The sequence below is a fragment of the Candidatus Accumulibacter sp. ACC007 genome, from assembly GCF_907163205.1.
Taxonomy (GTDB): Bacteria; Pseudomonadota; Gammaproteobacteria; order Burkholderiales; family Rhodocyclaceae; genus Accumulibacter; species Accumulibacter regalis.
Genome location: NZ_CAJQUD010000001.1, coordinates 1542898 through 1564982, shown reverse-complemented (window position 1 = coordinate 1564982; position 22085 = coordinate 1542898). Strand labels below are relative to the sequence as shown.

At 60.6% G+C, this 22085-nt stretch carries 17 protein-coding genes; all 17 read left to right on the top strand.

Annotation, left to right across the window (positions count from 1 at the left end):
• Positions 1-138 precede the first annotated feature (138 nt).
• The 17 genes from QZ634_RS06770 to QZ634_RS06690 all read left to right on the top strand — a co-directional run bounded on the left by QZ634_RS06770 (position 139) and on the right by QZ634_RS06690 (position 22083).
• Positions 139-2994, top strand: coding sequence for a DUF6603 domain-containing protein (locus QZ634_RS06770; RefSeq protein ID WP_291986655.1), 2856 nt, complete (start codon positions 139-141; stop codon positions 2992-2994).
• On the top strand, positions 2995-5499 hold the full coding sequence (locus QZ634_RS06765) for a hypothetical protein (RefSeq protein ID WP_291986653.1): 2505 nt from the start codon (positions 2995-2997) through the stop codon (positions 5497-5499).
• The gene (locus QZ634_RS06760) at positions 5496-9602 is read left to right on the top strand and encodes a hypothetical protein (protein ID WP_291986651.1); all 4107 of its coding nucleotides are present in this window, start codon (positions 5496-5498) and stop codon (positions 9600-9602) included. The genes QZ634_RS06765 and QZ634_RS06760 overlap by 4 nt, the downstream gene beginning before the upstream one ends.
• Positions 9603-9619: 17 nt before the next feature.
• Positions 9620-11404 (top strand): kelch repeat-containing protein, encoded by a 1785-nt coding sequence (locus QZ634_RS06755; RefSeq protein ID WP_291986649.1) that lies wholly within the window; start codon positions 9620-9622, stop codon positions 11402-11404.
• Between the two features lie 19 nt (positions 11405-11423).
• A complete protein-coding gene (locus QZ634_RS06750) occupies positions 11424-13421 on the top strand; it encodes a PQQ-binding-like beta-propeller repeat protein (RefSeq protein WP_291986648.1) in 1998 nt (665 codons plus the stop codon).
• Between the two features lie 136 nt (positions 13422-13557).
• Positions 13558-15153 (top strand): tail fiber domain-containing protein, encoded by a 1596-nt coding sequence (locus tag QZ634_RS06745; protein ID WP_291986646.1) that lies wholly within the window; start codon positions 13558-13560, stop codon positions 15151-15153.
• A 109-nt stretch (positions 15154-15262) separates the two neighbouring features.
• Positions 15263-15574 carry a hypothetical protein gene (locus QZ634_RS06740; protein WP_291986644.1) on the top strand — a complete coding sequence of 104 codons (312 nt, stop codon included), beginning with the start codon at positions 15263-15265 and terminating at the stop codon, positions 15572-15574.
• Entirely contained in the window at positions 15571-15711 is a 141-nt protein-coding gene (locus QZ634_RS06735; protein ID WP_291986643.1) for a hypothetical protein, read from the top strand. The genes QZ634_RS06740 and QZ634_RS06735 overlap by 4 nt, the downstream gene beginning before the upstream one ends.
• Before the next feature lie 390 nt (positions 15712-16101).
• Positions 16102-17004 carry a hypothetical protein gene (locus tag QZ634_RS06730; protein WP_291986641.1) on the top strand — a complete coding sequence of 301 codons (903 nt, stop codon included), beginning with the start codon at positions 16102-16104 and terminating at the stop codon, positions 17002-17004.
• A 653-nt stretch (positions 17005-17657) separates the two neighbouring features.
• Positions 17658-18086: a lytic transglycosylase domain-containing protein gene (locus QZ634_RS06725; RefSeq protein ID WP_291986639.1), complete on the top strand. Its 429-nt coding sequence runs from the start codon at positions 17658-17660 to the stop codon at positions 18084-18086.
• The gene (locus tag QZ634_RS06720) at positions 18074-18775 is read left to right on the top strand and encodes an OmpA family protein (protein ID WP_291986636.1); all 702 of its coding nucleotides are present in this window, start codon (positions 18074-18076) and stop codon (positions 18773-18775) included. Before QZ634_RS06725 ends, QZ634_RS06720 begins: the two co-directional genes overlap by 13 nt.
• A gap of 1 nt (position 18776) precedes the next feature.
• On the top strand, positions 18777-18971 hold the full coding sequence (locus QZ634_RS06715) for a hypothetical protein (protein WP_291986634.1): 195 nt from the start codon (positions 18777-18779) through the stop codon (positions 18969-18971).
• Entirely contained in the window at positions 18964-19257 is a 294-nt protein-coding gene (traA, locus tag QZ634_RS06710) for a TraA family conjugative transfer protein (protein ID WP_291986633.1), read from the top strand. The genes QZ634_RS06715 and traA overlap by 8 nt, the downstream gene beginning before the upstream one ends.
• Positions 19258-19273: 16 nt before the next feature.
• Positions 19274-19564, top strand: a complete 291-nt coding sequence (gene traL / locus QZ634_RS06705) for a type IV conjugative transfer system protein TraL (RefSeq protein ID WP_291986631.1) — start codon at positions 19274-19276, stop codon at positions 19562-19564.
• 3 nt (positions 19565-19567) lie between these two features.
• A complete protein-coding gene (gene traE / locus QZ634_RS06700; RefSeq protein ID WP_291986629.1) occupies positions 19568-20158 on the top strand; it encodes a type IV conjugative transfer system protein TraE in 591 nt (196 codons plus the stop codon).
• Positions 20094-20816: a type-F conjugative transfer system secretin TraK gene (locus tag QZ634_RS06695; RefSeq protein ID WP_291986627.1), complete on the top strand. Its 723-nt coding sequence runs from the start codon at positions 20094-20096 to the stop codon at positions 20814-20816. The genes traE and QZ634_RS06695 overlap by 65 nt, the downstream gene beginning before the upstream one ends.
• Positions 20809-22083 (top strand): TraB/VirB10 family protein, encoded by a 1275-nt coding sequence (locus tag QZ634_RS06690; RefSeq protein ID WP_291986625.1) that lies wholly within the window; start codon positions 20809-20811, stop codon positions 22081-22083. Before QZ634_RS06695 ends, QZ634_RS06690 begins: the two co-directional genes overlap by 8 nt.
• Positions 22084-22085 lie beyond the last annotated feature (2 nt).

The following is a 22085-nucleotide window of genomic DNA, read 5'->3' as shown; positions in this document are numbered from 1 at the left end:
TCCGCAAAGCATCGCAGCCGAATCGACACAGGTCGCGCTTGTTCCCGATCTGCGGGGGAAGCGTGCTCACTACGTTCGCCGAACGTGGCACGGGAGGGGGCCTCAGCTTGACCGCATCAATCCGGAAAGCGTCACTACATGAATAAGGAGCGCAAGGAGCGCTTGCTCGAGGCGATCCAGCGAGCGTCGGAGTCGACGCAGTTGGCACTCATTTGCGATGCGAGATTGGCGGGGGAACCCGTCGATTTGAGCGCCGAGTATGACGGTTCGGGCTGGAGGCTTGGCTGGCGCTGGGACTTGGGGGAGAGAACCCTCGGTGATGTGGTCAAACAAGTGTTGCCGAGTCTGGGCGAATTGCCGCAGGTAGGCATTGAAGACATCAGGCTGGGCAGTATCTACGCCGAGTGCTTCTCAGGCAACGAATACAAGGGTCTGTCTTTCGGCATCGCGGATCTCAGCGTCCTCTACGTCAAGGTCTCGAAAGGGAGTGAGGCTGCCACCTTATGGGGCCTGATTCACGAAAAGCCCATCGCGATCCCGGCCTCCGGGGTGGTTGCAACGCTGATCGGCAAAGGGCTGACCCTGAGCGATTTGCGCATCGGGAGCGTCTCGGGCTTCACCCCGGACATGCGCCGTGCGGTAATCGGCCAACTTGGCCAGGCCAGGCTCCTGCTTGACTCCGGGGGTACGGGCTTTGTCGCGGGAATTGCCATCGGGGGAATCGGCGCCAAGCCGATCGCGGTGCCCTTGGTTGGCCGGCTGGCAGAGAAAACGGCCGCGAATTCCGCACCGTCGGGATCAGCCGTAAAAGCGGCTGGCGGCGGATCGCCGACGGCTGCTGTGGACTCGGCCGATGGAATGCGCAAGTGGTTCGTGGTCGGCAAGACGATCGGCCCGCTGCGCCTTGGGCGCGTGGGCTGCGAGTGGAAGGACGGCAAGATCGGACTGCTCCTCGATTCGGCCGTTGACGTCGGTGGACTGCATCTCGGTCTGACGGGGCTGTGCGTTCGCCTGCCGCCGTCCGATCCGAAACCGGCGAATCTGGAATTGGCGCTGGACGGCATCGACCTGGCCTATCGGGGCGGGCCGATCAGCATCAGCGGCAGCTTCCTGAAGAGCGAGATCTCGCTCAATGGCCAGAAAGCGGTCCAGTACGACGGCATGGCCATGATCCAGGCCGCGAACTTCGGCATTACCGGATTTGGCTCGTATGCCTCGGTCGACGGCAGGGCTTCGCTGTACCTATTCGCCATCCTGCACCTGGAACTGGGCGGGCCGCCCTGCTTTCGGGTCAATGGTCTGGCGGCGGGATTTGGCTACAACCGCAAACTGACCCTGCCGCCGATTGAAGAGGTCTACAATTTCCCGCTCGTGCGCGCCGCCCTCGACCCGGATTACCTGGCCTCCGGAACGGGTAGCCTGATTCAGGATGCCATGGGGAAACTGCAGAAATTCATTCCGCCTTCCCTCGGCGATTACTGGTTTGCGATTGGCATCCGTTTCAGTTCGTTTGAAATGATCCAGGCGTTTGCCTTGCTTTCGGTCTCCGTCGGGAATGAGGTGGAGATCGGGCTCCTGGGCTTGGCAGCGGTGACGATTCCCAAAGGCATCGAGCGCGGCAAGGCGGTCGCCTATGCGGAGCTGGCGCTCAGGGTGGTGATCAAGCCAGCCGAAGGCACGATCAGGATGGAAGCCCGGCTCACCGACGAATCGTACGTCTTCTGCAAGGACTGCCACCTCACCGGCGGCTTCGCGTTCTACATCTGGTTTGGCGGAGCGCTGGCCGGTGACTTCGTCCTGACGCTGGGAGGTTACCACCCGAAGTTCATACCCAAACCGCACTATCCGATCGTGCCCCGGCTGGGAATCAACTGGCAGGTCACCGGGGAAATGAGCATTACAGGGGGCATGTACTTCGCGCTCACCCCTTCGTGTCTGATGGCCGGCGGCAAGCTTTGCGCCGTTTATCAATCGTCCCGCGTCAAGGTCTGGTTTATTGCCTACGCCGATTTCCTGCTGAGCTGGAAGCCGTTCTATTACCTGATAGACATGGCAGTTTCACTCGGTGTCGAAGCCGATCTGGGTGTCTTTTCGATCAGGATCCACCTTGGTGCGGAATTGCACCTCTGGGGCCCGGAATTCGCCGGGCTGGTCCAGATCGACCTCACCGTCATCACCCTTACCGTCCGCTTCGGTCCTGACAAGCAGCCGCCTCCGACGCTCGAGGCGAAGGATTTTGTCGAGTCCTTCCTGCCTCCAGCGCTGGAGGGCAGCCCGGACAACAGCAATGTGCTCGTAACCCAGATCAACAGCGGGCTCATCCGTGAGGAAAAAACAAAGAGCGGGACGCTGCTTCGCGTCGTCAATGCGCACGCTTTGGCGTTGAGCACCCAGTCGCTGATTCCCGTATCCGAGTTCACGGGGCTGAAACCGCAAGACGCCCTAAGCGCAAGTCCGCCAGAACTAGGCATCCGTTCGATGGGCAAGACCGCGTTAAGGTCAAGCTGCAAGGTCACCATCAACGGCAAGACTGAGGTCCGAGAGAATACGCGCACCTTGCTCGTCAAGGCCGCTGTTCCGGATGCGCTCTGGGGAAAAAGCCGCGAAGAAGGCAAGGTGCCCTTGCCGGAGGAGCCCACGGCAATCACGCTCCAGGCCTGGGCGGGTCTTCGGATCTCATTCGATCCCATTCATCCCCAGGGCGCGCTGCCAGCGATGGCGATCGACAAATTTGCCTATGAAAACTTTAACAAGCCTATCCCGTGGGACGATCAATTGCTGGTTGCTGGAACCATTGCGGCGACAGAACGAAAGGAGATCTGGACGGTGATGGATGACGTTTCCACAAAAAGGCGGAACGCGGTGCTTGCCGTTCTCGCCCGGGAGTCGCCCTTTGATCTGAACAAGGCGAATCTTGACGAGCTTGGCAAGGCCACGGAATCTTATTTTCAGGCCAACCCGGAAATCTGCCGACTCGGAGAGGCATTTGTCTAGATGAGCGAACATCAAACAAGACTCGCCGCCGGCGAGATTCAGTTTCACCAGTGGTGCGAGCCGCCGCTCGAAACAGGCGACTACCATGTCGAAGTCACCCAGACCGTGCAAGAACTGGCCGACGACCCCACTTCCAAGGGAAGCTACCGCAGCAAGTTCAGCTTTTCCGTGGCCGGTCCGCGCTTTGCGCTGAATCCGGCGGATGTGTACTCCGTGTATCCTCCCAAGGGGCAGATTGGAGATTTCGCAAACTCCCTCCCGCACGTCGTTTTCACTCGGCGCACGCTGCCTTGGGAGCGCAGCCTTGGCCCCCAGCGGAGCAAAGGCGACACGCGGCCGTGGATGGCGTTGCTGGTTGTTAGTGCGGCAGATTTTCCGGCCAGGGAGTTTCCGGAGACCAAGACGCGCAAGCTTGGTGAATTGATCAAACCGGCTGCGGACGAAGCTTGCGGCCCGGAAGTTGCACTCGCCTCCTATGAGTCAGAGGATGATCTGTGCAATACGATCGACCTTCCCTGGGAGGTATTTCAGCGCGTCGCGCCTAGTTCGGATGATCTTGCTTATCTTGCGCATGTCCGGGAGGTGAATACCGGGGCCAAGGAAACGATTTCCTTCCTCGCCGATGGGTGGTTTTCGGTGGTTCTTGCCAACCGTTTTCCGCTACCCGACAAGAGTCCGGCGCTGGCGCTCGAGAACCGGGCTTACCTCGTCTCCCTGGAAGGGGTGCAGGATTACCTTCCAGGCTCCACGAAGCCGGCGGCAAACAAGCCCGTGCGGCTGGCCGTGCTTTCGAGCTGGAGTTTTCACTGCTGTGGGGCGTTCTCGTTCAAGGCGTCGATGGACAAGCTCGAAGTCCGCTTGCTGCGTGTTCCGTGGCAAGCTGACGGCGCCGCTGGGCCAGCGGAAGAACAGGTCCGCAGCGCCTGGGATCTGGGCTACACGGCCTTGAACCACAGCACGCGGCTCGGGGAAAAGACGGTCTCGTGGTATCGCGGCCCGCTCGTGCCGCTTTATCTTTCCAAGGAAACCAAATACCGTTTCCTGCCCGCGGCCGACGCGGCCCTGCGCTACAGCCCGCTGGACGGAATGATGGATGTCACCTACGCAGCCGCCTTCCAGCTTGGCCGTCTGCTGGCCCTGCAGGATCGGCACTTCGCCACCGCGCTCTACGCCAATCGCAACAGGGTACGGCGGCAGATCAATGAGGTGCTGGGCCGGAACCGGGTCAGGGAGTTTCTGGGCGGCGCCGGCGACGCCGAGAGCGATATCATGAACTCCTGCGTCCAAGCGATGACAGACAGCCAGACCAGGCCAAGCGGAAAGGCCGACTGGGCAGACCTTCCACCCGACAGCGACGCGTTCCAGCGGGAGGCGGCGGACGAGAAGACGACGCAAGCGGGGGAGTTGCAACTCAGCACGGATTTCGACCTGACGATCCCGCAAACGGTCTGTCAGTGGCTGGCCCGGCTGGTGCTGCTCTACCGGGTTCCGTTCACTTATCTGGTTGCCGATGAACGGATGCTGCCGCCGGATAGCATGCGCTTCTTCTACCTTGATCCGGGCTGGCTCAAGTGCCTGCTGGAAGGAGGCTGCAGCGTTGGCAGGAGCGTCGCCCACGATGAACTGCTGGACGAGTACTTGCGCGACAAGTTCCTCGATTTCGCGATGGTGCAGTCGCTGGAGGTGCGGACGAAGCCACAGCTGATCGTTTCGAACTCGGCGGCCAATCCCACGGTGGTGACGACCCCTGTTCCGCATGCACTCAAGAACAACGACCGGATTTTGATTTCTGGCGTGTGCGGGTCAACCGCGGAGATTAACGGTGAGCACTGGGTGACCTGCCTTGGACCGACGACTTTTTCCGTGCCCGTCGATGCGAGTGGGCACGCGGGCCAGGGCGGATCGTTTGTGCGCTCGCAGTCGTCAGACATCGCCGTAAAACAGCCAGCCGAGAGGCGCCCGCAATGGCCGCTCACCGGCTTCCTTCTCCGCTCACCAGCGGTGGAAGGCTGGCAGGGGCTCGAGATGCGCGCGTGGAAGGATAGTGGCGATAACGCAGAGGATCTCCTCGATCCGCTGCGCATCGACCGCCTAGCTCCCGACATCATGCTCTGCATCTTCAATGGAAAGGTTGATCGCATCGAGCTCAGGCAGCCGCCCGAGGGCATGCATTTCGGCGCTTCCGTCGAGGGCAAGGGCTTCAGGAAATCGCATCTGCGGCGGCTCAATGACAGCCCTGAGCATGACGAAGAGGACGGTGTCGCGCCGGGACCAGGCCATCAACTCACTGATGACTCCCAGGTGCCGATTCCGCTGCGAAGCAATGCGTCGCGTGTCGTGGAGGTGGCGCAATTGGCACAGACCCTGAAGGACAAACTCGAAGCACTGAAAGTAAGGGACGCGACGAAGGAATTCACCTCCGCCGACTTCGGGGTGGAGATGGTAGAAAGCCCGGGCCGGGTCGTTTTTGACGTAGCAAACCCTCAGGATACGGACGCGCGATGAGCAACGGAAACGAACCCTCCAGATTACTGGTGCCCATCCACATCGATGGACTGGTGGTAGGAAGGTTGCTCCCAGCAGAGGACATGTTTCAATGGACCAATCTCGCCCCGAATTTTGCGAAGTTGAGGGACAACAGCTACCGCTTCGGGGTGGAACTTGGCGGTGACAGCGATAGTGATGGCAATCCGTTCAACCAGGCGGCTGGCCTGCAGCCGGGGATTCATCTTCACTTTCGGCTGCCGCGTGTTTTGACCCATGGCAGTCAGTCGGGAGCCGAAAGAATTTCCTTTCCCCCGATTCCGAATCGCTGGCTGGTGCAGCGCTGCGGCGGCGCAGCGAACGGCAAGCTGTCGTACAAAGCCTGGCTAATCAAGAGCGATGCTCAGCCAGCCGACCCTACGAACGGAATCAGCTGGCCGAAATTTCACAAGGACAGACCGGCAGAATTCCAGGAGATTGGCGCCTGCACCGAAGTGACGGGACCCCTCGCAGCAGAGGACGAAGCAGCGTTGCTGCCTATCACGGCAATCGGTCCGGGGGATCCGGCCTTCAGCGCTTACTATCCCGCGTGTCGAGGCGTGCTTGGTTTTTATGACCAAATGGCAGATGTCCCCACAGGTGCCGGCCTGTCCTATCTCGTCACCGGCTGGTATTCCGACCCAAGAGATGATCCACTGGCCAGGTTTTTTGCCGAGTTTCGCAGAAACAATTCCATTCCACCCGGGGACCTCACTGAGGAGCAGCAAGACAGGTATTTCACTGAGCTTCGGGCATGGGCCACGGAGCAGGCCTGGACCATTTCGGAGATCGAGCCGCAACCTTTGCCAGCACGCCTTCTCTGCCACGGTTTGGTGAGAGGAATCACCTGGCAGGGCGCGACGCACAATTACATGCAGTCCCCGACGGGTGCTGCTGTGAGTCAGCCCGCTGTTTTTCCCGCCAATCCGGACAACCACAAAAAGGCTTACAAGCTTGCGCTGGGTAATACCGCAGCGGAAGCGGTGGCGGCCCTGCTCGCGCCGGGAGAAGTTGATCAGGATCTGCTCACGGCCTTGCAGGGCGACCTGCTGTCGCAGTCCGTTACTGCCGCGGAGCTTCAATATGAGCTGCATGAACGCCGCTTCAATGGCGTTCGCGGCGGCAACCTCTTTCTCATTCGCCCGGAACCCGATCTACCTGGCACCAGCAACGCCGCCGAGCCGCCACAGGCGGGTCGCGCGAACTCGATTCCGGCAGGCCTCCGGAAGTTACTGCGTGAACTGAATGCAAAGCAACAACGCTGCGATGACTTCTCTCGCCGCGTGGGGGACTTGCGCTGGCAGGTCTATGCGCTCTGGTATCTGTGGACCGACGCGATCAGGGGCGGCGTCAACGAGCGGGCAAACGAGCTGGACAGACAGCTCGGCGTCGCCAAAAAAGCTCTCGCTACCGAGCGAACCGCCTGGGATGGCGCCAGGGAAGAGCGGGATGCCAGCGAGAGAAGCCTCCATGACGCGTTGGGCAAGCAATTCAAGACTCAGCCGGATGGAAGCCCGAGCTTGAACGCTGGAGAGCGGGCGTTGAAATACCGTTTGGCGTCTTTGCCAGCGCCACCATTCCAGCAGCCCAGCGAGCCGGCGATTGCCCTTCAGGGGCCCGCCATGGCCCGGCTCAGAACCTGGTCGGCGGCCGATGAACTGCGGTGCCGCCTCTCCGGTCAGGAGGTCACGGGGATCGTGCTGGCAATCCCTTCTGGCCCAGTCGCTACGGTCGAGGGCGAGCAGTTGATCGCTAAGCTGTTTTCTCAGCCGAACACGCTGCCTGTCGCAAGCGGAATCCATCACTCGCTGCTTCTCGAGGCGCTCGTGCTCGATGAGGGAAATGCTGCCACCATCGCCGGCATGGCGTCCAGGCAGCACCAGAATGAGCTGGGCGATACCGTCAAGGCCTTGCAAAATCCAGGAAGTACGGCGGCACAGCAGAAGCCAGCCACGCCTCCCAACGCGTTGATCGGTCGCCTGCCCGACCAGAGTTTCCCCATCGAATGGGATGGCAACCCGTGGATTCCTCTCTTTCTCGTATGGGAAGTTTCGTGGCAGTCCGATTACGCGTCAGCCGCCGCGAGCCATGACGCCCTGCCGGAAGACTTGCTGACCAGCCTTTGGAACCTCGGCGACAGCACGGGGGGCGATCTGACGCTGAAAGGCAAAGGACCCTACCCGGCTGCTTCGGCCGCGAAAGCAAGCTATCAAGGCTATGCAATCCTGACCCCGAGCACGGCAAACAACCTGGCAGAACGCCTGGAGACCTTGAACAAGTCTCACCCCCTGGTCAATATCCTGAAGAACCAGAGGGTGTTGGCGCAAAGCCTCGACGGTTTCAACGACGCCCTGCTCTTGCAGCAGCCCGGCATTCAACTGCCGCCGCTCGATTTTGACAAGTGGTTCGACAGTCGCGGTCAGTCCTGTGAAATTGCGGCGGTCGATGCCGCCATCAATGACGGGTTCGATGAGCGGCGCGACACCTTCCGTACGGCGCCGCGCCTTGCTGGCGAACCCGAGCCTTTCCTCCCGATCCGTGCCGGGCGCCTGGGAATCACGCGCCTGTCCATCGTCGACGCTTTCGGCCAGACGCTGAAACTGCCGATCGTTCAGATCAACGACTCTGCGGCGGGCGATTGGCCGCACCGGATGCTACGCCGCGCGAGCGCGTGCGTGCTCGGCTCGACTGCGGCTGCGCCGGACGCGAAGTTCGTCGAGCTGCGTCCCCGCTTCGTCCAGCCCATGCGCTTGCGGTTTGACTGGGAAGACGCTTCCGGCCATCCGGAGGAGAACAGCGGACCGGTCTGTGGCTGGGTCCTCCCCAACCATCTTGAGAAGAGCCTGACGATCTATTCCGCCTCGGGCAAAGCGCTGGGAGCGCTGCAAAAAAAGCTTGGCCTTGCTCCCGGCAGCTCGGCAGCCGCGTTCTATTGGCTGGACGTCCCCGGAGTCGAGCAGGCGACCATCGACAACCCGCACCTGCGTTATTTCTGCGACTGGCTCCTGGGCCTCACGCCTGACGACGCCGCCACCTTTTCCGCCTGCATCGACCATGTGATGGCTTCTGCGGATGAGCGCATTCCAGAAGCAGACCCCGGTGTCGCCGTCCTTGTCGGACATCCGCTGGCGCTGGTGCGGGCGAGTCTACAGTTCGAAACGGCCGGCCTGTCCGCGCATCGCCCAGAACTACGTTCCGGCGCTACTCGCGGAGCAGCCGTCGACGGTCTCCTTGAGACGCTCGGTTTCAAGCAGATCAAGTGGCCGCTGCGTCTCGGAGACCTCCACGCTGGCAATGACGGGCTGGTCGGTGTCTTCCGATGCGCCGCTGCGGCATCGGGCGGCAGGGTCAGCACCAGCGGTGCCTTCTACCCGGCCTGGGGCGAGGACACGCGCGACGTGGACAGGAACGCCGTCCGGGTTTTTGCCGTCCAGGATTTCGCCATCGATTGCATGCAGCCGCTGCAGGTAACGATGTTGATGGATCCGCAGGCGCGGGTCCACGCCACGACCGGAGCCTTGCCGCGAGCCTACCTCGAACTGCCGCCGGAGGACGCGACTGGCGCGAGACGCGCGCGCGAGGTCTACTTTCAAACGGCGCCAGTCCTGGGTCTCTCTTCCACGCCGGAGATGCCCAGGCCATCGGACGATTATGGCGAATGGTCGTGGGCCTATCGCCCGGATGTCACCCAGTGGAAACTCGACCCCGCGATCGTGGAAGCCACCGACCGGGCTTCATTTTCAGATGCCTGGCCGGCCATCTCCGAGGGTTGGCTGAAACTCGCCATCGCTCCTCTCATCCAGAGCTTTTGGGTGCGTGAAGGCGCCGACGGAGTTGCCAGAGGGGCACGAATTCACCTGGCATGGTCGCTGCAGGGGGCAGAGTCATTGAAGTTGGAGCAGATAAAGGAGGACAGGAGCAGCACCCTCATCGCCAAATGGGATGCGCAGCCTTTACTGCGCGAGTACGGCGTGACCGTCGAGGCCGAAACCACCTATCGCCTCACTGCCTACGCCGAGGACGCGCCAGCGAGCGCAAAAGTACTCACCATCACAATCGGCGACGCATCGACCGCAGCACCCTAGATTCGTAAGGACTTCGCATGAACGACTTCACAATTGTACCAACTGCTGAGACGGCGGTAAAAATTGGCGACTCCCATGCTGCCACCAATCAGGTCGGGATTGAGGTAAACGCCAGCCCGCAGTGTCCGGCAGGAACCAAGGTCAGGGTGACCGTCACAGTCGGCTGCGGCGCAAATGAAGCTGACCTGTTGGCTTCGCGAGACGAATTCGTGAAAGTCACTGGGCAATCTTCTGGAAAGACGGCGAACATCATTCCGGTGCAAAACCCACCAGCCGGTATGAAAGTGTGGAATACCGGGGTTTTCCCAACCGCCCTGCCGGTTTCGATCTCACTGGCAGGCTTCGTGTCCAACACGCCGCCGGGCGACGCCAAGATCGAAATCCTCGTTGAGACCTCGACCGGCAGGCAACAGTGGTCACCAGGTGAGAATTATTCAATAACGGTAAGGAAAGAACTGGAACGTCGGGGAAAACCCGGCATTCGCTATTTCACGGTCAATCCCAACTACATTCTGCATGCCGGCCAGACTGCAGTCACGGTGAGCTTTTGCGCAACCGACTACGAAACACTGACCCTGTTTCGGAATAACGAAGAGGTGGGAAACTGGACCGACCAAGATGCCAAGAACAAGATCATTTCTGGTGTGTTCCCCGTCCGGGGTAAGTTTCCCGAGACGGAAAAACCGTCCATTACGTCTGTTTACCGCCTTGAGGGTAAATACAAGCAACCAGCAAATCAGACCGAAGTTCGGAACGCTCTCGACCGAACGGTCCAGGTCATTTCCCCGGGCTGGAACCGGATCGCGCTTCCCCAGGGATCGCCGGTTCGGCTCTTTGTCGCGAACGACTTCAGCGGCAGCGGCTCGGACCGGTTGTACGCCATTTTCAAACACGGACGGGGCACCTACGCCCTTTATTCCTCGGCCACGGGCGTAGATGCCTGGCGTCTTGAGCCCGGCGACGTTCCGCAACACATGGCGACGAGCCCAGGCGTTTACTACAAGAACAAGCTGTGGCTGATCGGCGGTAGCTCGGTCGACCCAGATAGTTTGCTTAATGAGGTCTGGTGTTATGAAGCGGACCAGTCTTGGAAAAGAAAAGGGGATTTTCCTTCTACAATGCCGGCGCGCATGGGCCACGCTTGTGTGGTCTTCGAAGATGCTATATGGGTCATCGGAGGTTACAACGGTGTCAATACTTGTAGTGATGTTTGGCAGGGGAAGGAGAAGTCAGATACGCAACTCGCGTGGCATCCCTTGCAAGAGCACTGCAAATGGGCCGGCCGACTCAATCCCGCCGCCGCCATGTGGGCGCCTCCCGATAGTCCGCCCGAGGTCTGGATGTACGGGGGCAGCAAAGACCCGCAAACGTTCGATGCGCTGCGCGACTACTGGTCAACGCGCGATGGAAAGGATTGGAAGAAGATGGATGAAAATCAGCTTCCGCCTGTTCTGATCATGCCGGATCCCGGGGCGCCACTCGCCTCGGCACTAGTCGCTTTTCGGCAGACGGAATCCTCTGAAACAGCCGACTCGGATCGGCTCCTCCTTATAGGCTCATTCAGGGAGGTGGCTACGAATGGGAACGGTAAAGATCAAGGAAACCGGATTTTCTCTTTCCTGTTTGAGTGGCATTCGGGCACAGGCTTATGGGAGGGGCGCCCTGTCATAGACGGCTGGCAGCAGTTCCAGGGCCAGAATTACTATTTGCAAGCCGTTGTCTTTAACCGTTTTCTATTCTGTTGGTCGCTCCAAAACGACCCAAAATTCATAGGCAGGTTGAATATCCTGGTATCTCACTGACCATGCACGGAGATTCTTTATGAACAAATCTTTCTGGTTGTCGACAGGCCGCAGATTCTGGTTCAACATCGGTAGCGTTTTCTCAATTTGCTTTCTGGCGCTCTTGGCATTCGCAACTCCTGCGACATTGGCGGCAGACCAGTTAAGAAGCGTCATTACGCTCATTCCAACTGAGGTTCTTCCATCAAAGGCAGAAACCGCCGGAATTGCCGGAGGTCAATTTGGCAACGAAAAGATTCTCCTTCGTTTTCGAGCGAGTTCGCTTCCAGCCCATGCCAACCTTACAGCCGCTCGCCTAAGTCTTGTTTCGAGTGGGCACGCGACAGCGCAGCAGACCGTCAACGTAGTCGCTGATACCACGTTGACGCAAAAGCCGGATACCGGAACTCCTTTCGGCAAGAGTAGAACACTCAAGTTCGCGAAGGACGAGCGCGTATACTGGGACGCCGGGCAGGATTTTTTGGGTACGATACAAGCCCAAGGCGGAGAAAGGAAATTCTCGCTTCTTCTGACAACACCGTCCAGTGCCAGTAGCACTTGGTATCTGACAGGCGCAGCCGACCTCAGTCATTGGCCGCGACTGATCCTCGAATATGCAGTGGCTGATCAGCCAGCGCTGACTCAGTCGGACGGCCTGCCAGCAGTGCAAAGCGCTCGGCCATTTCTGCCCACGGCGAGATTTGGTGGCAAGGATAGCGGTGCGTTTTCCTATGTGACCAGACCGTTCTCCAACGCGTGGTCCGAGACGCCCGTGTTCCACAATGGTCTGGTTTATCTCATGACCGACGACATAGGAAAAAAGGCGCTGCACGCGCTGAATCCGCTTGGTGGCAAGCCTGTTTGGACGATCGGCGTAGATGGCAACCCGGGCCAGCATCTGCTGGTCTCGCCGTCCGGCCGCCTCTACATCGTTGGCAATGGCAGGATCATTGCCTACCAACTCGGCTCGGGCAACCCGGCTCAGGCTCCAGTGGTCGTCCAAGACCTCAAGCTCACGAATCTCGACCCCGCCAATGCCCCCTCGCTCGGTCCCGATGGGAGCCTTTATCTTGTAAAGGGCCAGGAGGTTTACGGCTTCAATCCGGATCTCCAGGAACTGTGGAAGGTGACCTTGGCCGACAAGACGACCAGCCGCGTAACGGTCGGCCCAAGCGGCCGATTCGTCTACCTTACGGCCAAAAATGAAGGACTGGTCGCCATCAACGCGCAGACGGGCGAATATTTTACAAACCCTCTCCCCAATCAGGATCATCTCAAGGTGGCCGGTAAACCTTCGCTCCATGCCCCTGTGGTGATCCTGCACCCCGATGGATCCGAGAAGATTTACGTCGCCGCCAATTCCGTAAACGACGGCGTGCTCGCGTGCTTCAACAACCCTTTTGACGACCATTCGGGAAAGATCGCTGCTGCGGAGAATTGGCCGCCCCTGAAAGGGCTGTGGAGCCAACCCATACCTGATCAGCTGTCGCCTGGCACTATGCAAAAACCTGCCTCCGGAAAGCAGATCTACGCGGTGCGAGTCGCGGATGAACTGGGCACACTGACTGGCATCGACTGGTTGACGGGGGCAACAAAGGCCATGGCCCCGACCTTTACGGTTGGCGACTCGCCGGATCTGCTCAACGGTGGCAATCTAGCGTTGGATCAGGCCGGCACTCGCTTCGTGTGGAACGGGGCGGGTGACGTTGATCTGTTCGCGTTCGGCTCTGCCTTTTCCGGCCGTCTGCACTCGTCGACTGCCGTCATTCCAATGCGGGCGCAATTGCTCTTTGGCGGCGATGGCACCCTGTATGCCAACCCCGTCAAAGGGGATCGAGTTCTCCGGGTCATCGTGCCTAAATACACCCTGAGCGCAGGCTCCGACGCGAACATCTACAGTCCCACCCACCTGTGGGTCGACGGACTGGCCGACCAGACGACGGTGCTGAAAGCAGCTGGGAACGTGCTGCTCGGACCGGGATTCACAGTCAGGCAAGGCGCCACCCTGACAATCGCGACCGGGGCGCCAAGCCCATGACGCATGGACCCTGCGCAACCCTGGAACACAAACTGTCAACACACAGGAGTCAATGCAACCCATCCCCAGCCGAAACCCATACTGTGACGGCAGACCATCCAACTCCGGATCTACAACACCTAACCAGGAGAAAATCATGACTGAACAGTTTCGCCGTGATCTGCAAGCGGAGCTGGCTGTCGTCCGGACACGGCCGGGCGAGATCGAAGCCAGACGGAGCAGCTCCAAGCTTGCCAGCAGAACCGCGCACAGCCACGGTTTTTCAAAGCCCTTCGTCTTCGGCTTGGTGCCGCTTTTCGGCTGCCTGGTTTTTATGGGTGGCACGGTAAGCGCCGACGATGCCTTGTTCATCGACCCGCAAGGTTTGGTCGGTATCGGGACGCCGGATCCCGGCGAGAAACTACAGGTCAGCAAGGGGAAGATTCAACTCGACGGCGACCAGCAGATCAAATTCACAAATGCTGATACGTCTAACAACCTGAAATTGCAATTGTGGAGCGGGTACGGTCTGGGCATCAACGGCCGCACGTTATTTTATGCGGCCGACGGCAACCACTCATGGCGCGACAACTATGGCGCGAATGAGCGGATGGTCTTGACGACCGCGCCCGATGGCGGGTTGACCGTCACGGGAACGGGGAAATCGTCCTTCGCCGGCGACGTCGGCATCGCGAAAGATCTGGCTGTCGAGGGGAAGGGGAATTCTTCCTTCGCGGGTAACGTTGGCATCACGAAGGATCTGACCGTCAACGGCACAGGGCACTCTTCATTCTCGGGCAACGTCAGCATCGGGACCGGGACTTTGCCCCCGGTCGATAAGCTTGATATCGCGGGGAATCTTCGTGTTCTCACCGACTCCAATCCGATTCGATTTACCGCTAAGTGGAGCAATTTTCCTCACACGGAAAAAAATGGGGCGGAAATTTCCAATGATACCGATGTATATAAAGCCTTGATGCTCGTTGGCAACAGATCAGGGAATGGAAATATACGGCGAGTGAATATTTGGGACCAACTCATTGTCTCGGGTGATCTTTTCGTGACCGGCCGTTTGGTCTATAAATCGAACGAATCGGGACGGGGTGGTTGGAAGCAAGTCTATCAGGAACGAAATGATTGGGCCGGTTCTCGAGCCACAACCGGGCCGGATCCGGAGCCGTCCGATCTTCGCCTCAAGAGCCAGGTACAAACGCTTCCCACGTCACTAGAAAAAATTATTCATCTGCGCGGAGTGAGCTATAGATGGAATGATGAAGCGCTGAAATACTTTACCAGAGACATCGAAAAAAACCTCTCGGCCGGACCTGATGCGACCGAGGCTGATAACCAGAAGCTCTGGAAAACCGAGCGAGAAAAGCGCTACAAGGAACTAGCTACGAATCAGGTTGGCGTCGTCGCCCAAGACGTCGAATCGGTGCTGCCCGAAGCCGTGACCACGAATGAGGCGGGATATAAAGCGGTGCGCTATCACTATCTCATTCCGCTTCTGATCGAAGCCCTCAAAGAGCAGAACAAGACAGTCAAGGACCAAGCCCAAATGCTTGCCCGACAACAGCAGGAGATCGCGCGTTTGGCGGCGACCAACCTGGCCGTGGAGCAGAAACTGGCGGAACTGGCCGCTGTGAGAGAGCAAATAGCGCGGCTTGAGGCCACGGTGCAACGGGTCGCCGCGACACAGGCCTTCGGCACTATAGACGCGGTGGCGCAACTTTCCGAGACCAAAACCAGGTAATCGCACATTAAGCAGTGAGCAAGCAGTAACACCAGGAAGACGCAGATTAGCCAACGCGGGCCCCCCGGTTCTGCCGGGGAATCGGTACTGCCAGAAGGAGGAAAAGACCATGGAAGTGATGTATAAAGCAAAAGATCTGGCAACGATAAGGAACCAGAACGTGGAAGATAAATTCGTGGACATACTTCGGGGTATTAAATTGGGAGGTGCCGGACTAATCCGGGAAACGACAAGCGAATCAGACGTGTACCTAGTTTCCGGGGACCTTCGTTTATTATCCCGCAGAAACACCGACCCACGCGAAATCATACTAGCCAAGCATTCTGGGAGTGGTCCAAGAGGCGGCAGTTACAAAGAAGCCAATTCAGGACAGCCAAGCGAGGTTAGCGATATCGATGAGCTTATAGCAGACTTTTCATGACTCTATTGCCCTACGTGCTGGTGCACGCCACGCTATCGACGCAGGTCGTCTTGTCGCACAATCCATGGAGCATTCGGAGAAAGACCTGGTTCGCGGGTGACCGTCGCTGCCGCATCCTCCGCAGTACCCTGGTCTGAGTGACTCTGATGAATTTCGGCCCCGCGGCAACACTCGGCTCGCCACGCTCTTGCGGTTCGCCTTCACGATCCACTCCGATCGCGTGATTATTTAGGGTCGAGTGCACGCGAACGGCGGTCCAGATTTGATCATGATCCACGCATCTCGTCAGCGAGCTCGTCCGCAGGGAAGCCCTTGGGACTGGGCGCCAGATGCAGCACAACTTTGGCGAGGGGGCGCATGCGTGGCTTCTGGAGATCGACGCCGGGCAAGCGATAGCGCCACGCTGACTGGGTTCAACGGGGGAATCGAGCAGGCCATCCGCAAGGAAACTGATGTGTGTGGTGGGACCACCGCCCGCGCCGGCCAAGCCCCTCAACTGGAACCTCAAAGGTGACGGGAGAAAGAAAATGGCAAGAACATGGAAAGGACAAGCGCTGACCGGCCTGCAGATCGGGCGCGGCGTCTTGGCGGCAGCGCTGGTGTTGCTGCTCGTTCACCAGGCTACGGCGCAGCAGCAAACCGGCCTCTTCATCGACAAGGCGGGAAACACCGGAATCGGGCAGGAGGCACCGGTCGCGCCGCTGGATGTCGGTCGTCAGAAGCGCTCCGGCACCCACCCTCCCCGTGTCAATGGGTTGTACGTTACCGGCGAGTTTCCGGCAGGAAGACCAGCCGAGGGCGGCACGCCGGGCGTCGAGTTCCGCCACAGCAATGGAACACAGGGAATCGGGTTCGGCCACAACGCGATCTATGCCACTGGATCGAATGACGACCAGGATCTGAATCTCGAGCCGCGCGGAACGGGCAAAGTCAGGGTGAACGGGCCTTTAGAGGCCGAAGGTGCGATCACCGGCCTCGGCGCCGTGCCGGTCGGAGCGATCATGATGTGGTCGGGCGCCCCCCAGAACCTGCCCGATGGCTGGAAGCTCTGCAATGGCGATAACGGCACGCCGGACTTGCGCGGCCGGTTCGTGGTCGGTTACGACCCGAACGCTAGCGACTACAAAGAACCCAATAGCGAGGGCAGCCGAAAGAGCAACCAAACGACTGTCACGATCCTCCGTCACCGCCACCTTCTCGGACGTCCGATCGATGTGATCGGGACACACAGCCACACAGGCGCTGGTCTTGGGGTGACTACGGATAGGGCGAAATCTCGTGGAAAGGCGCTTGAGAACTACGACGACTATGCTGGCCGAGGCTTTGGAATGACGGAGTGGTCAGGCGACGACCAGATACTTGACATTCGCCCTCCCTACTACGTCTTGGCATATATCCAGTACAAGGGGATCCATACGGTCAAGCAATGATCGGGCCCCGGATCTCCCAGTTGTATTCTCCGAATTCGACGGACAAGGCCCCGTGGCGCGTTGCCGTTGCTGGCCGGCCGCGCTCTTCGCGGGTGGCGCTCAAAAATAGGTAATTCCGCCCGGGAAGCCGCCTCGCTCTGAACACGCAGTTTACCCGAGGCCAATTCGCGACTTTCGGATGCGGCCGCTCATCGGCGACGTTGACCCGATCATCCGTTGGCACCCGCGAACGACTGCTGTCGCCGGCTGATCTGCTCGACGAGATCGGCGAATGTCTGTTCCCAAGGTGGCCCCGTCAGTCGACCAGCGAGTTTCCACAGACCCCTTTGGATCGAAATGGTGAGTTCGCGTGTTGCGAAAGCTGTCGTTCAGAGAGCTTTCCCGGCCAGCGGCCGCTGACCACTCCGTACCGGCCGTCTCCGTCGTGTTGCGCCAACGACGGCTCAGGCCGAACTGCAGCCCTCCGGCAAACCTACGCGAAGGTCTGCTGCATTCGGCGCAGCCGACCTTCGAAGACGAACCTCTGGGACGTCCCTTTTGAGCCGTAGGGCGCTGTCCGACGCCGCGCGAGCCGACCCCCGAACGCTCCGCTAACTGAAATGCGCCCTTAACGGTCACATTTCAGCGACGCAGGAACCGTCTGGCTTCCTACCATGGCAGCCATGACTCGCGCCTTCCTGACCATCCTCCTGCTGCCCGCGGCCTTTTCCGCGCAGGCCGCCTGCTTCGAAGAAGCCGGTCGCGGCTACGGCATTCCGCCGTCTCTGCTCAAGGCCATCTCGGCCGTCGAGTCCAACTCCAACCCCGCCGCACGCCATCGCAACCGCGATGGCTCGGAGGATCTCGGGCACATGCAGATCAACAGCCGTTGGCTGCCCAAGCTGGAGTCGTATGGCATCGGCCGCGATCAGCTTTTTGATCCCTGCAGCAGTACGTACATCGGCGCCTGGATTCTCGCGCAGAACATCCGCCGCTTTGGCTATGGCTGGGAAGCAGTAGGGGCCTACAACGCCGCCTCTCCCGACAAACGCGCGGCCTATGCCCGCAAGATCGCCTCGCAGGTCAAGCCATGGCGCTCCTGAACCGTGTCGCCATTCTGCTCTTCACGACCTCGCTGCTGGTCGGGTGCGGGAGCCTGCCTCCAGCGCTTCCTCAAGCGCTGCCCGAAGGGAATCCCAAACCGATGGCGAGCGACAGGATCGCCTGGATCGAACGCCAGTTCAAAACCTGCCGCGGCACCGCCTGCCCGATGCCCACACGCAAGACGCTGGCGGTCGTCGCACTTCCCGTTGCTGAGAGTGATCCAGCGCCTGCCGTTCCTGGTGTCCAGCAGACTCCCACACCGGTGCCCTCTGCTTCTCCAGTCGCCACCGCTGCCGAGCCGGCAACCGCCACCATCCTCTTCGAGTACGGCCAGGACACTCCCACCGCCGACGGGCAGCGGGAGCTGGAGCGCCTGGCAGCCATTTCAGCGGCGTACAAGCGCATCGAGCTCTACGGACGAACCGACGATATCGGCGGTAAAGCCTACAACGACCGGCTCGCCAGACGGCGTGCCGAGTCCGTCCGCTCATGGCTCCTCGACAAAGGCGTCGAGGCCAAGATCGTGGTTCGTGCCGAGGGCCTGTGCTGCTACCTGGATCCGGCACCTACCGAAGCGGCACGCCGAAGCAACCGCCGCGTCGAGGTACGTCTCGCCGGCCCGCGTGACGGGCTCCATGACAACGATCGCAGCAACAATTACAGCAACAACCGCAAAGGAGCGCAGTGACGTGAAATTACCGCATACCCACAGTTTCATCCGCGACGTAGTCATTACCGGCGGTTTCATCGCCATCGGCATCCTCGCCCCGGGTTCGCCGATCGAAGGCGGGTTCGACGCCCATCTGGGCGGCATCGCCGTCGGTCTCGGCCTCGGATGGCTCATCAAGTCTTGTGTTGATCTCAAAGGGAATCGTCATGGATAGCCGTCGTAACTGGATCAAGGGAGCCCTGGCGCTCGCTTTGCTGACCGCCGCCACCGGGGCGTTGGCGGGAACCACCGGCACCGAGTTTCAAAGTCTCTATACCTGGCTGACCGGCATGGTCCAGGGCTACTTCGGCAAGGCGGCTGCCATCGCCGCGATCGGCTTGGGCGCGCTCTTCTCGCTGGCGAGGCTCAACCCGATGCCGATTCTTTCCGGGGTCGCGTTCGCGGTGTTCCTGCAATACGCACCGACGATTTCGACCGGCATCCTGACCGCCACGATCTGAATCCGGAGAGCGCACCGTGGACGAGACCGGTTACATCCCGAAGTCACTCGAAGCCCAGGAACGTTTCCTGTGGTGGGATTTCGATCAGGCCATCCTCTTCCTGCTGATCATGGGGACGGGCGTGATCTCAGGCGCCATGCTGGCCGGGATGATCTGCGGCGCGCTCCTCGCCTGGCAGTACGGTCGGATCAAGACCGGCAAGCACCCGAAGTTCGCCTTGCACGCGCTGTACTGGTGGCTGCCGAGCGGGATCGTCGTCCGCCTGCGGGCGACCCCGCCTTCGCATCTGCGTTTCTTTCTCGGCTGAGCCATGCGCCTTCGAACCTTCACCTCCGAGCGGGACAATCATCGCGCTGAAATCACCTTCATGCGCATCGCCGTCGGTGGACTCGTCCTGGCGCTGCTGGCCAATGCGGGCGCCTTGCTCGGCGTGGCCGGTTCGGAAAGAACCGTGCTCGTGCCGCCGGAAGTGCACAAGACCTTCTGGGTCAGCGGTCAGAAGGTCTCCGCTGATTACCTCCAGGAGATGGCGTACTGGTACGCGGGCTTGGCGCTCAACATCACGCCGCACGTCGCGGAGTACCAGAAGAACCTCTTCCTCAAATACGCCGCCCCCAGCGAATACGGCCGTCTCCAGGCCGAGTTCGGCGCCCGTACCGATTTCATCCGCAAGAACAACGCCTCGACCCAGTTTTCTGCGCAGTCGGTGATGCCCGACGAGACCGCCATGAAGGTGGCCCTCGCCGGTGTCCTGATGACCTGGGTCGGGGACAAGAAAGCTTCCGAGAAGCAGACCACCTATGTGGTCGGCTTCCGTTACCGCAATGGGAGACTGCATGTATCCGAATTCAGGGAAACCAGCGATCAGGACCCGTTTGGCGCTGACGTTAGTCCTCGCTAGCGTCGCGTCACCGCTCTTAGCCGCGCAGCTCCTCGAGGGCCGTCCGGACGATGCGCTGACCGCCACGGTCTCGCGCAACGAACCGAACCTGATCCGCGTCGATGGCGGAAAGATTCGCCGTATCCACGGCGTCGAAGGCGAGTTCGTCGTCAGCGCCGACCGTGAAACCGGCGCCGCCTACCTCAAACCAACGACCGAGCAGCCGCAGCTCAGCGTCTTCGTCGCCGACGATGCCGGCCGCCACTGGAAGCTGCTGCTCCATACCGCCGACATCCCGGCAGAAACGCTGGTCATCCGCGATCGCAGTCAGGCACGCAGCGAGGGCAAAGCCATTCTGGCCGACGACTCACGCCTCGGGGCAATCCGCCGCGTGATGCTCGCGCTGGCGCGCGATGCCGAACCCGAAGACATGACCGCCCGAAACACGCTGGAGATCGTCCCCCTCTGGAACGAAGCCCGCCTGATTCTGGTAAGGACGCTGGACGGCGCCTTGTTCGGAGAGAAGTACCAGCTGACCAACGTCTCGTCGTCGCGGATGGTGATCGACGAGCGTGAGCTCTACCGACCGGGCGTGTTGGCGGTGATCGTCGACTCGCTCGAACTCGAACCGGGTGAAGCCACGGACGTCCTGGTCGTCCTGGAGGGACGTGATGGCTGAGTCACCCGGCAACCGGATCGCCTCGACGATCGCCAGGCTGTCCCCGAAACAGCGGCAGCTCCTGATCCTGGGGCTCGGGGGTTCGGTCTTCGCAGTGCTCATCTTCGGCGGTGTGGCGTTATGGGACCAGCCGACCACGCTTTCCGAGGGAACGTCGCCGGCGCGCCCGCAGCCCTTGCCGATCAGCGCCCCCGGCGCCCAGGCCGACCCCCGAGAGATCTGGATGAGCAAGTCCAGCGAGCAGATGCGCCAGATGGAGGAGATGATCCAGGGGCTACGCCAGCAGGTCGACCTGATCGAGCGGCAGCCGCCGCTTTCGAATCCGGTTTTGCAGGTACTGCCGCCGCCGCTGTCCTCGCCACCACCACCGGTGGCCGAGCCCCTCAACCTGCCACCTCTGCCACCATTACCCCCGCTGCCGACGAATCCGGGCGCAGGGATGAACCCGGACGGAGCGCCGGTGTTGCCCCGGCCACCGGGGATCGCGACCTTCGAAGTGAGCGACGCCAAGGTCAGCGCACTCGCGGTGGGCGGGCAGGGCGCCGACCAGAAAGACGCCCGCAGCTACGTGCCATCGGGATCGTTCTTCCGGGCGGTATTGCTCGGCGGTCTTGACGCGCCCACCGGCGGCCAGGCGCAAAGCAACCCGCACCCGGTTCTCATGCGGGTCCAGGACAACGCTTTCCTGCCGAACCGCTACCGCTTCAAGATCAAGGAATGTTTTGCGCTGGGTGCCAGCTATGGCGATATCAGCGCCGAGCGCGCCTACATCCGGCTCGAATCCTTGTCCTGTGTGCGTCATGACGGCAAGGCGATCGATGTCCCGGTCAAGGGCTACGTAGTCGGTGAAGACGGCAAGGCCGGCATGCGTGGCCGCCTGGTCAGCAAGCAGGGGCAGGTGCTCGCCAACGCCTTGCTTGCCGGCATCGGCGCCGGTATCGGCCAGGCTTTCCAGCAGAGCGCAATGACGGTCTCGACGAGCCCCCTCGGGTCAATCGGGTCCGTCGATCCCGGGAAACAGGTCCAGGCCGGTCTCGGAACCGGTGTCGGCAAGGCGCTCGATCGTCTCTCGCAGTACTACATCACGCTCGCCGAGAAGATGTTTCCGATCATCGAGATCGACGCCGGTCGCACCGTCGAGGTGGTGTTCACGAAAGGCTTTTCTCTCGCCGGCGGATCCGCGGGCGGCGATTCCGACAGCTACACCGACATCTGGCGGCGCGGCCGTGAAGTCCAGAAGAAACCCCTCGAACCTTTCAAGGAGTGATC

What these genes read in the sequence shown, in the direction of transcription:
- QZ634_RS06770 (WP_291986655.1), top strand. Translation starts at nt 139, where the DNA reads ATGAATAAGGAGCGCAAGGAGCGCTTGCTCGAGGCGATCCAGCGAGCG.
- QZ634_RS06765 (WP_291986653.1), top strand. Translation starts at nt 2,995, where the DNA reads ATGAGCGAACATCAAACAAGACTCGCCGCCGGCGAGATTCAGTTTCAC.
- QZ634_RS06760 (WP_291986651.1), top strand. Translation starts at nt 5,496, where the DNA reads ATGAGCAACGGAAACGAACCCTCCAGATTACTGGTGCCCATCCACATC.
- QZ634_RS06755 (WP_291986649.1), top strand. Translation starts at nt 9,620, where the DNA reads ATGAACGACTTCACAATTGTACCAACTGCTGAGACGGCGGTAAAAATT.
- QZ634_RS06750 (WP_291986648.1), top strand. Translation starts at nt 11,424, where the DNA reads ATGAACAAATCTTTCTGGTTGTCGACAGGCCGCAGATTCTGGTTCAAC.
- QZ634_RS06745 (WP_291986646.1), top strand. Translation starts at nt 13,558, where the DNA reads ATGACTGAACAGTTTCGCCGTGATCTGCAAGCGGAGCTGGCTGTCGTC.
- QZ634_RS06740 (WP_291986644.1), top strand. Translation starts at nt 15,263, where the DNA reads ATGGAAGTGATGTATAAAGCAAAAGATCTGGCAACGATAAGGAACCAG.
- QZ634_RS06735 (WP_291986643.1), top strand. Translation starts at nt 15,571, where the DNA reads ATGACTCTATTGCCCTACGTGCTGGTGCACGCCACGCTATCGACGCAG.
- QZ634_RS06730 (WP_291986641.1), top strand. Translation starts at nt 16,102, where the DNA reads ATGGCAAGAACATGGAAAGGACAAGCGCTGACCGGCCTGCAGATCGGG.
- QZ634_RS06725 (WP_291986639.1), top strand. Translation starts at nt 17,658, where the DNA reads ATGGCAGCCATGACTCGCGCCTTCCTGACCATCCTCCTGCTGCCCGCG.
- QZ634_RS06720 (WP_291986636.1), top strand. Translation starts at nt 18,074, where the DNA reads ATGGCGCTCCTGAACCGTGTCGCCATTCTGCTCTTCACGACCTCGCTG.
- traA (WP_291986633.1), top strand. Translation starts at nt 18,964, where the DNA reads ATGGATAGCCGTCGTAACTGGATCAAGGGAGCCCTGGCGCTCGCTTTG.
- traE (WP_291986629.1), top strand. Translation starts at nt 19,568, where the DNA reads ATGCGCCTTCGAACCTTCACCTCCGAGCGGGACAATCATCGCGCTGAA.
- QZ634_RS06695 (WP_291986627.1), top strand. Translation starts at nt 20,094, where the DNA reads ATGTATCCGAATTCAGGGAAACCAGCGATCAGGACCCGTTTGGCGCTG.
- QZ634_RS06690 (WP_291986625.1), top strand. Translation starts at nt 20,809, where the DNA reads ATGGCTGAGTCACCCGGCAACCGGATCGCCTCGACGATCGCCAGGCTG.